Genomic DNA, 17566 nt, shown 5'->3' with positions numbered 1-17566 from the left:
AAATCCCCTTACATGATGTCACGTATACTTCTGCACGAACTTCGACCATATGTCAGGACATAAGGACTTACAACTCCCGAGAACTCAAATCCCGGCATCGGGTGAAAGGGGCTGACAGTATCGGCGACAGGAGTACCGGGTGGTTGTGGAAACAGAGTCGGCCGAGGGCGCCGGCGGAGCGTTGAGCGGCATGGACGACGCCGAGGTGATCCGGCGCTCCCGCAGCGACCCGGGCGCTTTCGCCGCGCTGTTCGACCGGCACGCGCCTGCCTTACATCGCTACGTCACCCGCCGTCTGGGGGACTCGCTGGCCGACGACATCGTCGCGGAGACGTTCCTGGCCGCGTTCAGGCGGCGCGAACACTACGACCCCGGGCGCGCCGACGCCCGCCCCTGGCTGTACGGCATGGCCGCCAACCTCATCGGCCACCATCGCCGCCGGGAGGTCAGGTCCTACCTGGCGCTGGCCAGAACCGGGATCGACGAGGTGGCGGAGGGCTACACGGACCGGGTGGAGGCCCGCGTGTCGGCCTCGGCCGTACACCGGGAGCTGGCCGAGGCACTGGCCGCGCTCTCCGCCGACGACAGGGAGGTGCTCCTGCTGATCGCCTGGGCGCAGCTCAGCTACGAGGAGGTCGCCACGGCGCTCGACATCCCCCTCGGAACCGTCCGCTCCCGGCTCCACCGGGCCAGGAAACGCACCCGCGCCGCGCTGGGCGGCGTCGACCCCACTGCGATCACCGACGAGGAGGCCGACCGTGGATGACCTGAACCTGCTCCAGGGGCTGCGCGCGGACGCGCCGGAGCCCGACGCGGCCCGGCTCACGGCCCTGCGCGACCGCCTCACCTCGGCCACGACCGCGACGGTCTCGCCTCCTGAGCGGCGCCGGCTGTGGCGGCCCCTCGCCAGGCGCGCGCTGCTCGCCGGGACCCTGGCGGCCGGACTGGCGGTCGCGCTGACATTCGCCGGGCCCGCCCACGAGAGCCGTCCCACGCCTCCGGCGCCCAGCATGCGCCCGGGCAGCCTCCTGCTGCTGGAGCAGGCGGCCACGGCGGTCGAGGACAAGACCTCCTCGACTCCGCGCCCCGACCAGTGGGTTTACACCAAGTCCAAGGTCGTGCAGCCCGGCGACGGCCGCGTGACCACCCAAGAGAGCTGGTTCAGATACGACGGAAAGCAGCGCGCCGACTTCTTGGACGGCGAGCTGAAGGTCTCCGATGTCCCGCCGGACCCGGACGACGACGACCTTTCGCCGCAGAAGTACCACGACAGGCTGACGGCCCTGCCGACCGAGCCCGACAAGCTGCTCGCGAAGGTCTCGCGCGACAGGCATTGGAGCGACCTGCCGAAAGAGGACCCAGGCGCCGGCGAGCCGGCCGACGACCGGGCGTATCGGGTCCTGTCGGTCTACCTGGAGCAGCAGGCCGTCATGCCGCCGAAGCTGGAGGCCGCGATCTTCCGGGCCATGGCGAGGATCCCCGGCGTCAAGATCGTCGTGGACGTCCCCGACGCGGAGGACCGGCTGGGCATCGGCGTCTACTACGAGCCGAAGGGGCAGCAGGTCACCACGGAGTACCTCGTCCTCGACCCGGCGACCTACCACCTGCTCGGCCGTCGCACGATCTGGAACCGCGACGAGTGGATCACCCTGCCGGGCAAGGCACCGGAGCCGGCCTTCGAGGCGGGCAGTTTCTGGGCGTCCGCCGAGCTGAGGTCCGGCATCGTCGACAAGCCCGGGCAGATCCCCTAGGGGATCTCCCGTCCGCCCGCGGGCGTACGACCGCCTTGATCGCTACGCCCGCGGGGGCACCACGATTGCCCACCGGGGGCGGACGACCGGCCACCCCCCGCTCCCCCACCATCGAGTCATCACCGAAGAAGACTCAGGGAGAGCGGACATGACCATCACCGTGGACCACCGGCCCGGCGTGCACCCCGGCCCGCCGAAGCTCGACCGCGACCAGCTGCGCCAAGCCCAGCGGGACACGCTCGACACCCCGCGCATGAAGTACAGCCCGCTGGCCAAGATGATGTTCAAGCCCGTCGACCTCATGTACGGCAAGCAGGGCTCGTTCACCAAGTTCGCCATGCTGGAGATCATCGCCCGCGTGCCGTACCAGGCGTGGGAGCGCATGGGCTACTGGGCCGTACACCGCCACGCGGGCCGCTCGGGCCTGGCCAGGCGGGTCTTCGAGCGCATCGTGGAGGCCCGCACCGATCAGGACAACGAGCAGTGGCACCTGCTGATCATGCAGGACCTCGTCCAGCGGCACGGGTTCAAGCAGACCTGGCTGCTGCACCGGGCGGCGCCGTGGCTGATCTCGTTCTTCTACTACCACGTGTCGTGGGTGCTGTTCCTGGTCCGGCCCGACTGGAGTTACCGGCTGAACGCGGAGTTCGAGGACCACGCGGAGCACGAGTACATGACGTTCGTGGCGGACAACCCCGGCCTGGACTTCGTCCCCGACCCGGGCACCTACGCCGCCGAGTACGGCCGCTACCGCTCGGTGGCCGACCTGCTGCGGCAGGTCGGCCACGACGAGCGGACGCACAAACTGGACAGCCTGGAGGCCATGCGCGAGCCCCGCATCCGCTAGACCGGGGCGGACTCGGTGGTGTCGGCGGTGACGGCGGGAGCGGCCGGCCGCAGCACCGCGAGAGCGAGCAGCGCGGCCGCCACGCAGAACCCGGCCCCGACCCAGGAGCCGAAGTGCATGGCGTCGGTGAAGGCCGCGCGGGCGGGCTCCACGATGCCCAGGTTGAAGGCGCCGCCGATCGACTCCCTGGCCGCCTCGGGCGCGTCGGCGGGCATCGCCGAGGTGAACACCCCGGCCAGCACGCTGCCCAGGATGGCGATGCTCATGGCCATGCCGACCTGCTGCACGGTGTCGTTCAGCGCGGAGCCGACACCCGCGTGCTCCATGGGGATGGCCCCCATCAGCGACGCGTAGGCCGCGGGCCCGGCCAGGCCGCCACCGACGCCCATGATCAGCAGCGCGGTGAGCACCGCGACGTAGCCGGTGGTCGTCGCGAGCACCACGAAACCGCCGCACATGACCACCAGCCCCGTGGAGATCAGCACCCGGTTGCTGGCCTTCTGGCCCAGTCCGGCGCCGACCACGTTGAAGACGGTCGCGGCGATGGCGTAGGGCAGCAGCGCGAGACCGGCCTGCATGGGCCCGTAGCCGAGCACGAACTGCAGATACTGCGTGAGCATCAGCATCACGGCCCCGGCCCCGAACGACATCAGCAGGATCGAGAACGACGCCCCGCTGAAGTTGCGGTTCCTGAACAGTTCGAGCGGCAGCATCGGGTGCTCCGAGCGCCGCTCCCAGATCACGAACGCGCCGAGCGCGACCACGGCGATGGCGATGCCGACCGGGTTCCACTCGCGCTCGATGATGACGTAGACGGCCGAGGTCAGACCGATGATCGACAGCACCACGCCCACCGGGTCGATCTTCCGGCCCGCGCTGCGGGTCTCCGGCATCAGCGTCACGGCGGCCACGACCGCGACCAGGGCGATGGGGATGTTCAGCAGGAAGACCGAGCCCCACCAGTAGTGGTCGAGCAGGAAGCCGCCCAGCGTGGGGCCGGCGATCACCCCCACCATGGCGACGGCGCTCCACGCGGCCATGGCCTTGCGCCGCTCCTCCTCGTCGAAGACGGTCATCAGGATGGACAGCGTCGAGGGCATCAGGAGCGACCCGCCGATGCCCATGAGAGCCCGCGAGCCGATCACCTGCCACGGCTCGGACGACAGCACCGCCAGCAGCGACGCGCCGCCGAAGAACAGCAGGCCGATGATCAGGAACCGCCGGCGCCCGAACCGGTCGGACAGGCTGCCCGCGGTGAGCAGCAGACCGGCGTAGGCCAGCACGTAGGCGTCAATGATCCACTGGATGTCGCCGGGGCTCGCGCCCAGATCCTTGATCAGTTTGGGGATGGCCAGGTTGAGGACAGTGTTGTCGACGACCAGGACCAACAGGGACAGACAGAGGACACCGAGAATCCACCAACGACGGGGATCTCGCACAGTGTTCGATTCCACTCGCACACCGTACGACAAACCTCGTACAGTGTGCGAGTGGAATTATCCTGGAGGTGTGACCAGCAAGCAGTACAACTCCGTGTGGTTCCGCGAGCAGCGCAAGCCGGCCAGCCCCGGCCCCGGCCGCAGCCGCGCGGAGATCGTCACGGCCGCCATCGAGCTGCTCGACGACGAGGGCCTGGCCGGGCTGAGCATGCGCAAGCTCGGGGCGAAGCTCAGCGCGGGGGCGACCAGCCTCTACTGGTACGTGGCCAACAAGGACGAGCTGCTGGAGCTGGTCTACGACGAGATCTGGGGCGAGATGACGGCCCCCGACCCCGAGGAGGTGGGCTGGCGCGACGCCGCCTCGGTCATGGCCCACAGCATGCGCCAGGTGATCCTGCGGCATCGGTGGTCGGCCGACCTCATCGGCCGCCTGCCGGCGCTGGGGCCCAACGCGCTCATGATCTCCGACCAGACGCGCAGGACGTTCAAGCTGGCCGGGTTCGCGGGGGCGGACATCGACTACGCCAACGCGGCGCTCACCGCCTTCGTGTTCGGCATGACGATCCCCGAGGTCGCCTGGGACACCGCGATGGCGGGCTACGACTACGACGGGGACGAGCTCCGCCAGACCGTCGCCAAGGCCGCGGCCGATTACCCCGACCTCTCGGAGGCGATCATCGCCACCGACTACGAGGATCCACGCGCGATGCGCGAGCTGTGCTTCGACTTCGGTCTCGTGTCGGTGCTCGACGGCCTTGAGAGGCGGCTGGTGACGTAGCAGGATCCCGAACATGAGCGATTTCCGTGCCGCACGTGACCTCCTCCTCGAAGCCGACTATCCGACGGCTCGCCGCGAGTTCCGCTGGCCGGAGCTGACGGACTTCAACTGGGCGCTCGACTGGTTCGACGGCGTCCTGGCCGCCGAGACCCCCGACGCGGTCGCGCTGAAGATCGTCGGCAAGGTCACCTACACCTTCGCCGAGCTGTCCGCCCGCTCCAACCAGGTGGCCAACTGGCTGCGCGAGCAGGGCGTACGACGGGGCGACCGGATCCTGCTCATGCTGGGCAACCAGGCCGAGCTGTGGGAGTCGCTGCTGGCGGCCATGAAGCTGGGCGCGGTGATCATCCCCGCCACGACGCTGCTGACCGCCAAGGACATCGTCGAGCGCGTCGAACGCGGCGGCGTCTCCCACGTGATCGCGAACGCCTCCGACGCGGGCAAGTTCGGCGACGGCGGCTACACCAGGATCGCGGTCGGCGACGCGTACGGCTGGCTGCCCTACGCCGAGACCCGCGAGGCGGCCGCGGACTTCACCCCCGACGGGCCGACCCGGGCCGGCGACACCCTGCTGCTCTACTTCACCTCGGGCACGACCTCGCAGCCCAAGCTGGTCGAGCACACGCACGCCTCCTATCCGGCGGGGCACCTGTCGACCATGTTCTGGATCGGGCTCAGGCCCGGCGACGTGCACCTCAACGTGTCCTCGCCCGGCTGGGCCAAGCACGCGTGGAGCAACGTGTTCGCGCCGTGGAACGCGGGCGCCACCGTACTGATCCACGACTACCAGCGCTTCTCCGCCATCGCCCTGCTGGAGGTGCTGCGCGACGAGCGGGTCACCACGTTCTGCGCGCCGCCGACCGTGTGGCGGATGCTCATCCAGGAGGACCTGGCGGCGTGGCGGCTGCCATTGCGTACGGCCGTCGCGGCGGGCGAACCGCTCAACCCGGAGATCATCGACCAGGTCGCCAAGGCGTGGGGGCTGACGATCAGGGACGGCTACGGCCAGACCGAGACCACCGCCCAGGTGGGCAACGTACCCGGTGAGCCGGTCAAGCCGGGGTCGATGGGCCGGCCGCTGCCCGGCTACGACGTCGTGCTGCTCGACCCGATCACCGGGGAGGAGGGCGACGACGGCGAGATCTGCCTGCCGCTGACCGACCGCCCCCTCGGCCTCATGTCCGGATATGTCGGTGGATCTAGTGAGGCGATGCGGGGCGGCTACTACCACACGGGCGACGTCGCGACCCGTGACGGCGACGGCTACATCACCTACGTCGGCAGGACCGACGACGTCTTCAAAGCCTCCGACTACCGCATTTCACCCTTCGAGCTGGAGAGCGTACTCCTGGAGCATGAGGCCGTCGCGGAGGCGGCCGTGGTGCCCGCGCCCGATCCGGTGCGCCTGGCCGTACCCAAGGCTTACGTGACGCTGGCGCCCGGGTTCGAGGCGGACGAGGCGACGGCCCGCTCCATCTTCGAGCACGCGCGGCGCGAGCTGGCGCCGTACAAGCGCGTGCGCAGGCTGGAGTTCGGCGAGTTGCCCAAGACCATCTCCGGCAAGATCCGGCGAGTGGAGTTGCGGGAGCGGAAGGCCGCCCGGGAGTTCAGGGAGGACGAACTGGGCTCGTGACCGGCACTCTGTAAATCGGTGCCTATCCGATCTTACAGGCTGATCGGCTAGGCTCGGGCGCGTGCTGCCCACCATCGCCGACGTCCTCGCCCTGGACACCGTCCGCCGCGGTAACCCGCGCGTGGTCGCGGGCGGCGACCGGCTGGACACCAAGGTGCGGTGGGTGCACGTCGGCGAGATCGCCGACATCGCCCACCTGCTCCGCGGCGGGGAGCTGGTGCTCACCACCGGAGTGGCGCTGCCCGAGGACCCGGAGAAGCTCGCCGACTACATCGGTGAGCTGTCCGCCGTCGGCGCCTCCGGGCTGATCGTCGAGCTGGGCCGCCGATTCGTCCGCGAGCTGCCCCGCGCGGTGGTCAAGACGGCGGAGGAGCACGGGCTACCGCTGATCGTGCTGACCCGCGAGACGCCGTTCGTGCAGATCACCGAGTCCGTGCACGAGCGGATCATCGACATCCAGCTGGAGGAGCTGCGCGCCTCCGAGCAACTGCACGAGGTCTTCACCGAGCTGTCCGTGGAGGGCGCCTCACCCGCCGAGGTGCTCGTCCAGGTGGCCCGGCTGTCCAGCCGCCCGGTCCTGCTGGAGAACCTCGCCCACCAGGTGCTGGCCTGCGAGTCAGCGGGCCGCGACGCCGGCGCGCTGCTGGCCGGCTGGGAGAGCAGGTCACGCGCGGTCGCACCGGCCGAGCGGACCGCCTACGACGCCGCCTCCGGCTGGCTGGTCACCACGGTCGGCGCGCGCGGACAGGACTGGGGGCGGCTGATCCTGATCTGCGAGAGCCCGCCGTCGCCCCGCGACCTGGTGCTCGCCGAGCGCGCCGCCACCACGCTCGCCCTGGGCCGCCTGCTCGAACGCCACCAGGAGTCCCTCGAACGCCAGGCGCACGGCACGATCATCACCGGCATCCTCACCCACGCCTACGCCGATCCGGACGAGGCCGCCGCCCGTGCCCGCGCCGTGGGCGTGCCGCTCACCGGGCGCAAGCTGGTCAGCGTCGTCATCCGGCCGACCGACCCCGTCGAGCAGGCGCTCGACGGGCAGGCGCAGCTCGGCGAGCTGGCCGAGGCCACCGCCGCCGCCTGCCGCGACGCCCGGCTGCCCGCCCTCGTGGGCGCGCTCGACCAGGACCGGGTCGGCGTCCTGCTCCCCCTGCCCCCGCGCTCAGGCGCCGAGCCCGCGCTGACCGCGCTCGCCGACCGGCTGCGCGTCCTGTGGAAGCCCGGCGCCGCGTTCGTGCTGGCCTCGGGCTCGGTGGTGGAGTCGATCAGGGACGTACGCCGCAGCTTCCTCGAAGCCGAGCAGGTCGCCGACGTGGCCGTCCGGCAGCCCGACGGCCGGGCCTTCTACCGGCTGCCCGACCTGCGCCTGCGCGGGCTGCTCCACCTGCTGCGCGACGACGCCAGGCTGCAGACGTTCGCCGAGCGCGAGCTCGGACCGCTGCTGGCGCACGACGCGCAGCGGGGCGGCGACCTGGCCCGCATCCTGCGCATCTACCTGGACGCGGGGCGCAACAAGGCGGTGGCCGCCCAGAAGGCCCACCTGTCCAGGCCCGCCTTCTACGACCGGCTGCGCCGCCTCGAACGCATCCTCGACACCGACCTGGACGACGTCGAGTCGTGCCTGTCGCTGCACGTGGCGCTGCTGGCGCTGGAGTCGTTCCGCCGGGACAGCAGATAACATTTCTCTGCCTCACGGCTTACCGTCGCGATGTGCCCTTATTCGTCAATCCCCTGGAAGCGGCGGCGCACCGCCTGTCGATCCTGCCCCCGATGCTCGACTACTTCGGCGTCATGGGCCTGCACGCGCTGATCGCGGGGATGCGGCTCGGCCTCTTCGACGCCCTGCGCGGCGGCCCCGCGACCGCCGCCGACCTCGCGGAATCGCTCGGCTTGGACCCGCACGCGACGGACGTGCTGCTGCGCGGGCTGACCGGGCTCGGCTACCTGCGCGCGCGACGTGACCGCTACCGGCTGACCCGCACGGCGCGGGTCTGGCTCACCGCCGACTCCCCCGCCTGCCTGGCCGAGGGCCTGTACTTCTGGGAGCGCACCGCCTGCGTGATCTGGCCCCAGCTCGAACGGACCGTGCGTGACGGGTCGCCCATCACCTCGCTGTACGCGCTGACGGAGAGCGACCCCGAACTGTCGCGCTCGTTCCAGGCGTGGACCGCCGCCGTGGCCGGCCGCCAGGCACCCGCCACCGCGGCCGCCATCCCGGTCCCCGCGGGCGCCACGCGCATGCTGGACGTGGGCGGCGGCCATGCCCGCTACAGCGTGGAGCTGCTGCGACGGCACCCGGGCCTGCGGGGCACCGTGATCGACCTGCCCGAGGCCCTCGCATCGGCGGCGGCCCACCCCCGGCTGACGCTGCGGGCCGGCTCGTTCCTCGACGCGGACCTGGGCGGCGGGTACGACGTGATCCTGCTGTTCAACATCATGCACTGTCTCGACGACCAGGAGCTGGTCACCCTGCTGGGGCGGCTGTCCAAGGCGCTCAACCCCGGCGGCACGATCGCGATCGGTGACCAGTTCGGTGACAGCCTCATGCCGGGCCGGGCCAGCCGTACCCTGCTCGACCTGCTCCACCTCAACTACCTGGTGGCGGGCGGCGGCCGGATACGTACCTACAAGGAAGTGGCCCGCCTGCTCAGGGAGGCCGGCTTCACCAGACCGCGGCACCGCCGCCCCCTGAGATCCCCGGCCACCGAGCTGGCCATCGCTTCGTACTTGCCCGCTAGAAGCCCATCGCCGCTCGTACCTCCCCGAGCGTGACGATCGCCCGCTCACGGGCGCGCTCGTTGCCGTCCGTCAGCACCTGCCTGGCATCGGCCGCCGAGTGCTCAAGGCGGCGCTTCCTCATCGGGCGCAGGAACTCGTTGACCGCCTCGGTGACCAGCCGTTTCAGCGCGGCGGCCCCGCCGTTCCCGATCTCGTCGGCGATGGACTCCGGCGCGCGGCCGAGGCAGAGGCCGGCCAGGGTGAGCAGGTTCGCCACCTCCGGCCGGTTCGCCTCGTCGAAGGTGATGAGCCGCTCGGAGTCGGTACGGGCCGCCCGGATCAGCGCCGCCGTCTCGTCCTCGGTGGCGGACAGGGCTATCGCGTTGCCCCGGCTCTTGCTCATCTTGCCGCCGTCCAGGCCCTTGAGCAGCGGCCGCACGCCCATCATGGCCTCCGGCACCGGGAAGACGGGACCGTAGCGCTCATTGAAGCGCCGCGCCACCAGCCGGGTCACCTCCACATGCGGCAACTGGTCCTTGCCGACCGGCACCAGCGTGCCCTTGCAGAACAGGATGTCGGCCGCCTGATGCACCGGATAGGTGAACATCAGGCCGTTGACCGCCTGCTGCGTACTGTGCGCGATCTCGTCCTTGACGGTCGGGTTGCGGCTCAGCTCGGCCACGGACACCAGGCTGAGGAAGGGCAGCAGCAGCTGGTTGAGCTCGGGGATCGCGCTGTGCTGGAAGATCGTCACCTTCGCGGGGTCGAGCCCGATGGCCAGGTAGTCGAGGATCAAGGCGGTGATGTTCTGCTGGATCGCGCCGGGAAGATCCCGATCGGTGATCACCTGATAGTCGGCGACCAGCACGTACATCGGGTGGACGTCCTGCAAGGCGACGCGGTTGGCCAGCGTGCCGAAGTAGTGGCCCAGGTGGAGCGGCCCTGTCGGGCGGTCTCCGGTGAGCACGACGTGGTCCATGACAGGTTCCTTTCTTCAGGTCATGCCGTCCTGAAGAAGAACCCACGCACCGGGCCCGTCCTGAGGACGGCCCGAGCATGCGGAGATCAGCGGCCGTCTGTCGGCCGCCACCACATGCTGATGCGTGTCATGCGCCCCATTGTATGGGTCGGCGTACTTGTAGGGATAGGCCTTGTAGGGATAGGCGCAAGCCGCACAGAACCCAGAAGCTGTGCGGCTTGCGCCGGCTCGTGGTCACTCGTGAGGATCGCGCGTCACGTCGGGGCGGGTCCGGTCGTCGGGGTACATCACCCATCCGCGCGGACGGGTGACGAACGCGCCCAGGATGAACCCCAGAACCACGCTCGCGATGATCACAAGGAGGATGCTCAGCCCCATCACGGCTGCCTCTCGGACTGGTGCGCCGCTCGGTCGCGGCCTACCGCACGGTAACGCCGCGCCCACAGTGCGCGCAGGAAAATCCGTCGAGGGATGTCAATCTTGTAACCTCTCAGACCGTTTAGCGTGTTTCCCTGCCTCCGCCACCATGATCTCGCCAGGATGGGTCGGTTCCTTTGCCCGCCCTCTGGAGTTTTCATGTCTCGACGCACCTTCGCCGTCGGCCTTTCGATAGCCACGGTCCTTACGGCGACGGCCGTACCCAGCGCGGCCGCCGAGCAGGTTTCGGTCTCGTTCCCCTCGGCCAAGTTCCCGCTGGGTGTCCCGGCCGTACCGGCCAAGACGATGACCAGCGTGGCGCCGGGCATCGACCTGTGGAACGTGAAGGCGGGCAAGGCGACCGACGGCTTCACCGTCACGGTGCTGATGCCGAGCGGCCGCGACTACGGCATGCAGCAGACGGCCGAGGCCAAGGTCGCCGAGGTCGAGGCCACAGGCGAGACCGCCAGCCTGCAGAAGGTCGTCCGGCCGAAGGTCGCCGACGCCGACGCCCAGACCGTCTACATGGTGCGGGTCGGGCTCTGGAAGTTCGAGGAGAAGGACAAGGCCGCCGAGACGGCCAAGAAGCTCAAGGACGCCGGGCTGAAGGTCAGGGTCGACTACGTCGGCGACGACGGCATGAAGACCACCGGGCCCTGGGACGTCAAGGTCGTCATGATCGACGCCAGGAAGTTCCGCGGCTCGTACAGCTCCACGCTCGGCACCAGCGTCGCCGCCCGCGAGACCGTCTCCTCGATGGCCAAGGCCGGCAAGGCACTCGCGGCCGTGAACGGCGGCTTCTTCAACATCCACACCGCCAAGAACCTGCGCGGAGAGCCGGTCGGCATCTCGGTGGTCGGCGGCAGACTGCTCAGCGAGGCCGTGCCCGGCCGCTCCGCCGTCGTACTCAAGGGTCGTACGGCCCGCATCACCGAGCTCAAGTCGACCGTGACCGCGATCGCGCAGGACGGCCAGAAGCTGGTGGTCAACGGCGTCAACCGCGCCGCGGCGGCCGACGAGCTGATCCTCTACACCGCGGAGTACGGCGCCAAGACGCCCACGGACAACGGCGCCGACGCCGTGCTCGACGCCAACGACAAGGTCGTGGCACTACGCGCACCGGGCGCCGAGGTACCGGCCGGCTCCCGGGTCCTGCACGGCTCCGCCGGAATCGCCGCCGAATGGCTGAACGCGCACGCGGCGGAAGGCGGAACCGTCAAGGTCGACACCAAGGTCGTGGACGTACGGGCGGGCAAGGCCCTCAAGCTGACCCCCGACCTGAGCGTCATCGGCGGCAACGTCGGCCTGGTCAGGAACGGCCACGTCAAGATCACCGCCAAGCGCGACGGCCACGACTCCGTGAACATGATCCTCCGCCGCCACCCCCGCACGCTGCTGGGCACCACCCGCAACGGCAGCCTGATCCTGGCGACCATCGACGGCCGGCAGCCCGGCGTGTCGGTGGGCGCCAACTTCATCGAGGCGGCACAGTTCATGCGCTGGCTGGGCGCCAAGCAGGCGGTCAACCTGGACGGCGGCGGCTCCACCGCGATGGTGGTGGGCAACAAGCTGGTCAACCGTCCGTCCGACGGGGTGGAGCGCGGCGTCGGCGACGCCCTGCTGGTCCTGCCGAAGTAGCCGGTTGGGGCCCCGGAGGGACCCCAACCACGACGGGCCGTCCCCTTCCGCTCCCCCGGAAGGGGCATCACTCCCCAAAACCCCACCCACGACGGGCGTCATGCGGCCGATCAGCCCGCGGCGCGCTCCACCAGCGGCCGGCGACGCCGGGCAGGATCCGACAGCGCTGGCGGCGTCCAGGCACCGTCCGGGTGGTAGAGGTTGGCCCCCGGCGGCACGATCTCGTCGATGCGGTCGAGGACCGCGTCGTCAAGCGTCAGTGAAGCCCCCTTCAACAGCGACTCCAGCTGTTCCATGGTCCTGGGCCCAGTGATCACCGACGTGACGCCCGGATGTGCCGCGCAGAAGGCCACAGCCAGCTCGGGCAACGAGCACCCGAGGCCGTCCGCGACCTCCGCCAGCTCCTCCACCGCGTCGAACTTGGCCGCGTTCCCAGGGATCGAGGGATCGAACCGGGCCGGCGTGAGCGAGGCGCGGCCGGTGGTGAGATCGATGGCCTGCCCCTTCCTGTACCTGCCGCTCAGGAAGCCGGACGCGAGCGGGCTCCAGGTCAGCACCCCCATCCCGAGGCGCCGGCAGACCGGCAGCACCGAGGCTTCGATCCCCCGGGCGAGCAGCGAGTAGGGCGGCTGCTCGGTCCTGAACCTCTGGAGGCCCCGCCGCTCGGCGACGTGATACGCCTCGACGATCTCGTCGGCCGGAAAGGTCGAGCAGCCGAAGGCCCGGATCTTGCCCGCGCGTACCAGGTCGGTCAGCGCGGAGAGCGTCTCCTCGATGTCGGTCGTGTGGTCGGGGCGATGTACCTGGTAGAGGTCGATCCAGTCGGTCCGCAGGCGCCGCAGGCTCTCCTCGACCTCCTTGACGATCCAGCGCCGCGAATTGCCGCCCCGGTTGCGACCCTCCCCCATGGGAAAGTGCACCTTGGTGGCGAGTACGACATCGTCGCGGCGTCCCTCGAGCGCCTTGCCGACGATCTCCTCGGACTCACCCGCGGAGTACATGTCCGCGGTGTCGATGAAGTTGATCCCCCGGTCGAGCGCGGCGTGAATGATGCGCACGCAGTCATCGTGGTCCTTGTTGCCGACAGCACCGAACATCATCGCGCCGAGACAGTGGACGCTTACGTCTATGCCGGTGCCGCCGAGAGTGCGGTAACGCATGGTCATGCGCGGCATCCTAGGATCTAGAGCCGCCTCTAGATCAAGCCCTAACCTGTACGGCATGCCGGATATTTTGAGCATTGGACAGGTCGCGGAGCGGACCGGGTTGAGCATTCACACGCTGCGCTTCTACGAGCGCGAGGGCATCCTGCACAGTCCGGTGCGCCGCGGGGCCGGCGGGAACCGCGTCTACAGCGAGCAGGACATCGAGTGGCTGACTTTGTGCATGGTCCTGCGCGCCTCCGACATGCCGCTGGCGGCGATCCGCCGCTACACCGAGCTGGTCAGAGAGGGCGCGGGGAACGAGGCGGAACGGCTCGCCGTGCTGAGACGGCACCGCGAGTATCTGATCGCCCAGATGGCGAACCTCAGCGAGTGCATGGACCTGATCAACTACAAGGTCGGGGTGTACGAGGACCTCATCGACGAGGGCACGGCCGACCACTCGTGCAACAGGGAAGCTCTCCCTGCGGACGAAGGGCCCAGCTAGGACGCTACTGGGGAATCTCGGCGCCCGACGGCAGGCCGTCCGCGACATAGGCGTCGTAGTGCTCACGCCACGACTCGGCGCTCTCGCTGTGCGGCCCGCCGGCCGGCTGCCCGGCCACGACCTTGTCCAGCTCGGCCAGGCACACCGCCCATCCTGCCGCGTTGCGCGCCGCCGCGTCCCGCGCCTGGATCACGTTGACCAGCGTGAACGTACACCCACCAGCACCGTCAGGCGCCAGCTCCAGCCGCAGCTCGTCACCGCCCCACGTGAAGGCGAAGCGCCGCGGCGGATCCCAGACCAGGATGGTGCCGGTGATGCCGTCCATATGCGGATCGTCGGAGAACTCGATCTTCCCGCCTTCCCGCGCGTCCATCGTCACGGCCTGCGGGAACCAGTGAGCCAGCTCACCCGGCTCGGTCACCGCCCGCCAGACCCGCTCGATCGGGTGGGGGTAGGTCCGCTGGAAGCGTACGGCCGGACGGCCGTCGATCTCGACGTATGTGCCGCGGTCCATCATGACTCCTTGCCTATGTCTGCTTACCGATGTGTGCGCCGGTGTCCGTCTCGTCGAGGTGGCGTCCGAGGGTGTCGAGCCGGTCGTTCCAGAGTCGCCGATACGGAGCCAGCCACCGATCGAGCTCGACGAGCGTCTCCAGATCGATCGCGTAGATGCGACGCTGGGCGTCCTTGCGCACCCGGACCAGCCCCGCCGCCCGGAGCACCCGGAGATGCTTGGACGCGGTGGGCTGGGTGACACCGAGCTCGTCGACCAGCTCCGTGACCGACCGATCCCGCTCCCGCAGCAGATCGAGCACAGCTCGCCGGTGGGGATCCACGAGAGCCGCCCAGATCACATCGCTCATACCAGCCAACATACCTCATGGCGTATGTACGCATCAAGGCATGAAGGCCTCAGCGGCCGAACGTCGCCGCTTCTTGACCTCAGTGGGCCGCGGCTCGACCAGGTCGACGCGGTGGTGATCCCGCCGCTGTCGGCCGAGGATGTGCCGGGTCGTTGCGCCTCAGCGGCTCACGGCGGTCTCACGCTCCACACGCGACAGCTTCTCGGGATTGCGCACATGGTAGGCGCCAGTGATGTAACCGTTCTCGAGCCGCACCGCCACCACGCCGTCGATCTCTCCATTGACTCGGACGAGCAGCCCCGGGCCACCATTGATCTGTACCAGCTCGACCGACCTTTCGGCGTCGCGCTTCCACCAGCCGACGGCCAGCAGGCGAGCCACCTGGCCGACCCCCACGACGGGCCGAAGCAGGGCATGTTTGACCCCGCCGCCATCGCTCAGGGCGACGATGTCCGGCGCGAGGATGTCGAGCAGGCTCTGCAGGTCGCCGGTTTCGATCGCGCGTTGGAAGGCCTGAAGCGCGGCTCGGGTCTCGGCCGGGGAGGCGATGCCGCGTGGTCGGCGCGCGGCGACGTGTGCCCGCGCCCGGTAGGCGAGCTGGCGGACCGCCGCCGGGCTCTTGTCGACGGCTTCGGCGATCTCGTCGTACTCCAGATCGAACACCTCGCGCAGCACGAACACCGCCCGCTCGGTCGGCTGAAGCGTCTCCAGCACCATTAGCATCGCCATCGAGACACTCTCGGCGAGCTCGACGTCCTCGGCCACATCAGGCGGTCGCCGGACCCCGCAAGGAGACCATGGCCGAGGCGGCCACACTCCTCGGCGCCCGTCGGGGCATCAAGGTCGTCGGCGTCGACGGCTCCGGCCTGCCCGACGCCGAGACTGCCGCCCGCGGCGGGTTCCTGCCCAGCCCGCATGCCAAGCTCGCCGGCCTCACCTTCCAGGAGTGGCTCGACGCCCAACCCTGACAGAGGCGTACGCCGGCCACCGGCTGGCGTACGCCTCAAGTGCCAGGTCGCTGCACGCGAGCAGACGTTCCAGCACCCTCGCGCGCTCCCTCCGCCTGAGGCCCGACATGGGCGACATCGACGACCGGCCAGCCGGTCATCGTCCACGACCGAGCACTCCCGAAACAGCCGGTCGTGAAGGAAACGTCACCCATATACACGCCCTGTTCTCGGAAGTGCTGAGCTGCCCGTACGTCACGATCTGGCCCTTGTTCTCGGAAAGAGGCTCTTCCTACCCACCTCCAGAAAACGAGCGACCAGCGGATCCGCATCATCTCGCCGCCAGCACATCGCCACCGTGGTGCGCACGCTGTCCGGCTCGATGCGGCGATAGGCCACCCCCTTGAGCCGGATCCGGCGCACGCTCGCCGGGGCGAGGGACACCCCGAGCCCCGCCTCGACCAGCGCGGAGACCGTCGCCCACTCCACCGCGTACTGACCGATGCGCGGCTCGAACCCCACCGACCGGCACAGACCCACGATCCGATCGTGAACCGTCGGCCCCGCGTCCCGGTTCAGCAGCACGAACGGCTCCTCCGCCAGCGCCGCGACAGGAACCACCCGCTGCCCGGCCAGAACATGACCAACCGGCAGAACCACCACGAACTCCTCCGAAAACACAGTCTCGGCGGCCAGCCCCGGATCGTCAGGCGGCTCCCGCAGGAGCCCGACGTCGATCGACCGCTCCAGGAGCGCGGCCACCTGCGGCGCCGTCGTCATCTCCCTGATCTCCATCTCGACCCCTGGATAGCGGTCCCGATAGGCCCGCAACATCCCCGGCAGAATCGTCAACGCCAGCGACGCCGCGAACCCGACCCGGATCCGCCCGGCCTCTCCCTCACCGACGCGCCGCGCCGCCTCCAGCCCATCCGCGATCTCGCCGAGCGCACGCCGAGCGGCAGGCAGCAGTTCATGACCCGCCAACGTCAGGGCGACCCCACCGGGCCCTCGCTCGAACAGCGGATGCCCCACCCTCTCCTCCAGCCGCCTGATCTGCTGACTCAGCGGCGGCTGCGCGACACCCAGCCGGATGGCGGCCCGCCCGAAGTGCAGTTCCTCGGCCAGAACGGCGAACGCGTAGAGCTGATGCAGCGCGAGCTGAGGACGTTCCATACGCGCAGAGATATCACATCATCCGGTGAAACGTCTTAGACGTATCGCGGCAGCTCGCCTAGCCTTCCGGGTGTGACAGAAGAACTGACAGAAGCACGACGCGCGATCTTCAGCGGCTCCACCTTCGAGGAGCAGATCGGATATGCCCGGGCCGTGGTGGACGGCGACTGGGTCCACGTCTCAGGGACCACCGGGTTCGACTACGCGACCATGACGATCTCCGACGACGTCGTCGAACAGGCCGAGCAGAGCCTGCGCAACGTCGGGACGGCGCTGACCGAAGCAGGCTGCACGTTCGCCGACGTCGTCCGGGTCCGCTACCTGCTACCCGATCGGGCGGACTTCGAGCCGTGCTGGCCAACCCTCCGCCGCTGCTTCGGCGAGATCCGCCCAGCGGCGACGATGCTCGTGTGCGGCCTCTCCGATCCCCGCATGCGCTTCGAGATCGAGGTGTACGCACGGCTCCGCAGAGCGGTCGCGATGTAAGCGCACACGACTCCGTCGATCCGGTACCGGCGTGAGCGCACGTGCAGGTCCGCCGGTCCGCTGCCAGCGTGGGCGCACATGCGGGTCCGCCGGGCCAGTATCGGTGTGAACGACCCGGAACGCAGAAAAGGGCCCCACGCGTGTGCGTGGAGCCCTTTTCCGCAATCAAAGATTGTCCGGCGGTGACCTACTCTCCCACACCCTCCCGAGTGCAGTACCATCGGCGCTGGGAAGCTTAACTTCCGGG

The 17566-nt window shown here is 69.6% G+C and carries 19 protein-coding genes; 11 read left to right on the top strand and 8 right to left on the bottom strand.

Translation table 11 applies throughout. The features are described 5' to 3' along the window. Window positions 1-139: 139 nt before the first annotated feature. From AB0B61_RS37470 to AB0B61_RS37460, 3 genes are all read left to right on the top strand, one after another. A complete protein-coding gene (locus AB0B61_RS37470; RefSeq protein WP_358442434.1) occupies window positions 140-766 on the top strand; it encodes an RNA polymerase sigma factor in 627 nt (208 codons plus the stop codon). Next, window positions 759-1751 (top strand): CU044_5270 family protein, encoded by a 993-nt coding sequence (locus AB0B61_RS37465; protein WP_358442431.1) that lies wholly within the window; start codon window positions 759-761, stop codon window positions 1749-1751. Before AB0B61_RS37470 ends, AB0B61_RS37465 begins: the two co-directional genes overlap by 8 nt. 148 nt (window positions 1752-1899) lie before the next feature. Continuing rightward, window positions 1900-2598, top strand: coding sequence for an alternative oxidase (locus AB0B61_RS37460; protein ID WP_358442428.1), 699 nt, complete (start codon window positions 1900-1902; stop codon window positions 2596-2598). On the opposite strand, the gene AB0B61_RS37455 is transcribed toward AB0B61_RS37460, so the two are convergent. Continuing rightward, complete coding sequence (locus tag AB0B61_RS37455; protein ID WP_358442426.1) at window positions 2595-4052, bottom strand: MFS transporter; 1458 nt, start codon at window positions 4050-4052, stop codon at window positions 2595-2597. The genes AB0B61_RS37460 and AB0B61_RS37455 overlap by 4 nt on opposite strands. A gap of 55 nt (window positions 4053-4107) precedes the next feature. Between AB0B61_RS37455 and AB0B61_RS37450 the strand changes: the two genes are divergently transcribed. The 4 genes from AB0B61_RS37450 (at window position 4108) to AB0B61_RS37435 (ending at window position 9220) form a co-directional block, all read left to right on the top strand. Next, complete coding sequence (locus tag AB0B61_RS37450) at window positions 4108-4815, top strand: TetR/AcrR family transcriptional regulator (RefSeq protein WP_358442423.1); 708 nt, start codon at window positions 4108-4110, stop codon at window positions 4813-4815. A 13-nt stretch (window positions 4816-4828) separates the two neighbouring features. After that, a complete protein-coding gene (locus AB0B61_RS37445) occupies window positions 4829-6448 on the top strand; it encodes an AMP-binding protein (RefSeq protein WP_358442420.1) in 1620 nt (539 codons plus the stop codon). Window positions 6449-6509: 61 nt separating this feature from the next. Then, entirely contained in the window at window positions 6510-8126 is a 1617-nt protein-coding gene (locus AB0B61_RS37440) for a PucR family transcriptional regulator ligand-binding domain-containing protein (protein ID WP_358442417.1), read from the top strand. Between the two features lie 32 nt (window positions 8127-8158). Further along, window positions 8159-9220 (top strand): methyltransferase, encoded by a 1062-nt coding sequence (locus AB0B61_RS37435; RefSeq protein WP_358442414.1) that lies wholly within the window; start codon window positions 8159-8161, stop codon window positions 9218-9220. Here AB0B61_RS37435 and trpS read toward each other — a convergent pair. Together trpS and AB0B61_RS37425 are read right to left on the bottom strand one after the other, a co-directional pair. After that, window positions 9183-10145 (bottom strand): tryptophan--tRNA ligase, encoded by a 963-nt coding sequence (trpS, locus tag AB0B61_RS37430; protein WP_358442412.1) that lies wholly within the window; start codon window positions 10143-10145, stop codon window positions 9183-9185. The two genes, AB0B61_RS37435 and trpS, sit on opposite strands and share 38 nt — an antisense overlap. Before the next feature lie 234 nt (window positions 10146-10379). Further along, the gene (locus AB0B61_RS37425) at window positions 10380-10502 is read right to left on the bottom strand and encodes a hypothetical protein (RefSeq protein WP_358442409.1); all 123 of its coding nucleotides are present in this window, start codon (window positions 10500-10502) and stop codon (window positions 10380-10382) included. Window positions 10503-10721: 219 nt separating this feature from the next. Between AB0B61_RS37425 and AB0B61_RS37420 the strand changes: the two genes are divergently transcribed. Further along, window positions 10722-12200: a phosphodiester glycosidase family protein gene (locus AB0B61_RS37420; protein WP_358442407.1), complete on the top strand. Its 1479-nt coding sequence runs from the start codon at window positions 10722-10724 to the stop codon at window positions 12198-12200. Window positions 12201-12310: 110 nt separating this feature from the next. Here the strand turns inward: AB0B61_RS37420 and AB0B61_RS37415 are convergent, their stop codons facing one another. After that, window positions 12311-13366, bottom strand: coding sequence for an aldo/keto reductase (locus tag AB0B61_RS37415; protein WP_358442404.1), 1056 nt, complete (start codon window positions 13364-13366; stop codon window positions 12311-12313). A gap of 55 nt (window positions 13367-13421) precedes the next feature. On the opposite strand from AB0B61_RS37415, the gene AB0B61_RS37410 reads away from it, so the two are divergent. Beyond that, on the top strand, window positions 13422-13850 hold the full coding sequence (locus AB0B61_RS37410) for a MerR family transcriptional regulator (RefSeq protein ID WP_358442402.1): 429 nt from the start codon (window positions 13422-13424) through the stop codon (window positions 13848-13850). Between the two features lie 4 nt (window positions 13851-13854). Here the strand turns inward: AB0B61_RS37410 and AB0B61_RS37405 are convergent, their stop codons facing one another. The 3 genes from AB0B61_RS37405 to AB0B61_RS37395 all read right to left on the bottom strand — a co-directional run bounded on the left by AB0B61_RS37405 (window position 13855) and on the right by AB0B61_RS37395 (window position 15478). Next, window positions 13855-14364: an SRPBCC family protein gene (locus AB0B61_RS37405; protein ID WP_358442400.1), complete on the bottom strand. Its 510-nt coding sequence runs from the start codon at window positions 14362-14364 to the stop codon at window positions 13855-13857. Between the two features lie 13 nt (window positions 14365-14377). Then, window positions 14378-14713: a metalloregulator ArsR/SmtB family transcription factor gene (locus AB0B61_RS37400; RefSeq protein WP_358442397.1), complete on the bottom strand. Its 336-nt coding sequence runs from the start codon at window positions 14711-14713 to the stop codon at window positions 14378-14380. A 159-nt stretch (window positions 14714-14872) separates the two neighbouring features. Next, a complete protein-coding gene (locus AB0B61_RS37395) occupies window positions 14873-15478 on the bottom strand; it encodes a sigma factor-like helix-turn-helix DNA-binding protein (RefSeq protein WP_358442394.1) in 606 nt (201 codons plus the stop codon). 32 nt (window positions 15479-15510) lie between these two features. Between AB0B61_RS37395 and AB0B61_RS37390 the strand changes: the two genes are divergently transcribed. Next, window positions 15511-15681, top strand: a complete 171-nt coding sequence (locus AB0B61_RS37390; RefSeq protein WP_358442391.1) for a hypothetical protein — start codon at window positions 15511-15513, stop codon at window positions 15679-15681. 234 nt (window positions 15682-15915) lie between these two features. Here the strand turns inward: AB0B61_RS37390 and AB0B61_RS37385 are convergent, their stop codons facing one another. Next, window positions 15916-16833, bottom strand: a complete 918-nt coding sequence (locus tag AB0B61_RS37385) for a LysR family transcriptional regulator (protein ID WP_358442388.1) — start codon at window positions 16831-16833, stop codon at window positions 15916-15918. 72 nt (window positions 16834-16905) lie between these two features. Here AB0B61_RS37385 and AB0B61_RS37380 point away from each other — a divergent pair, with 72 nt between their 5' ends. Continuing rightward, entirely contained in the window at window positions 16906-17319 is a 414-nt protein-coding gene (locus AB0B61_RS37380) for a RidA family protein (RefSeq protein WP_358442386.1), read from the top strand. The last annotated feature ends 247 nt before the right edge of the window (window positions 17320-17566 follow it).

This window comes from Nonomuraea sp. NPDC049158 (assembly GCF_040648335.1).
Lineage (GTDB): Bacteria > Actinomycetota > Actinomycetes > Streptosporangiales > Streptosporangiaceae > Nonomuraea.
This window is presented reverse-complemented; position numbering and strand designations above follow the sequence as displayed.

Excerpts from the sequence above, each read along its gene's own strand:
- AB0B61_RS37410 (WP_358442402.1), top strand. The coding sequence starts at position 13,422 with ATGCCGGATATTTTGAGCATTGGACAGGTCGCGGAGCGGACCGGGTTG.
- AB0B61_RS37390 (WP_358442391.1), top strand. The coding sequence starts at position 15,511 with ATGGCCGAGGCGGCCACACTCCTCGGCGCCCGTCGGGGCATCAAGGTC.
- AB0B61_RS37385 (WP_358442388.1), bottom strand. The coding sequence starts at position 16,833 with ATGGAACGTCCTCAGCTCGCGCTGCATCAGCTCTACGCGTTCGCCGTT.
- trpS (WP_358442412.1), bottom strand. The coding sequence starts at position 10,145 with ATGGACCACGTCGTGCTCACCGGAGACCGCCCGACAGGGCCGCTCCAC.
- AB0B61_RS37420 (WP_358442407.1), top strand. The coding sequence starts at position 10,722 with ATGTCTCGACGCACCTTCGCCGTCGGCCTTTCGATAGCCACGGTCCTT.
- AB0B61_RS37415 (WP_358442404.1), bottom strand. The coding sequence starts at position 13,366 with ATGACCATGCGTTACCGCACTCTCGGCGGCACCGGCATAGACGTAAGC.
- AB0B61_RS37405 (WP_358442400.1), bottom strand. The coding sequence starts at position 14,364 with ATGGACCGCGGCACATACGTCGAGATCGACGGCCGTCCGGCCGTACGC.
- AB0B61_RS37400 (WP_358442397.1), bottom strand. The coding sequence starts at position 14,713 with ATGAGCGATGTGATCTGGGCGGCTCTCGTGGATCCCCACCGGCGAGCT.
- AB0B61_RS37445 (WP_358442420.1), top strand. The coding sequence starts at position 4,829 with ATGAGCGATTTCCGTGCCGCACGTGACCTCCTCCTCGAAGCCGACTAT.
- AB0B61_RS37460 (WP_358442428.1), top strand. The coding sequence starts at position 1,900 with ATGACCATCACCGTGGACCACCGGCCCGGCGTGCACCCCGGCCCGCCG.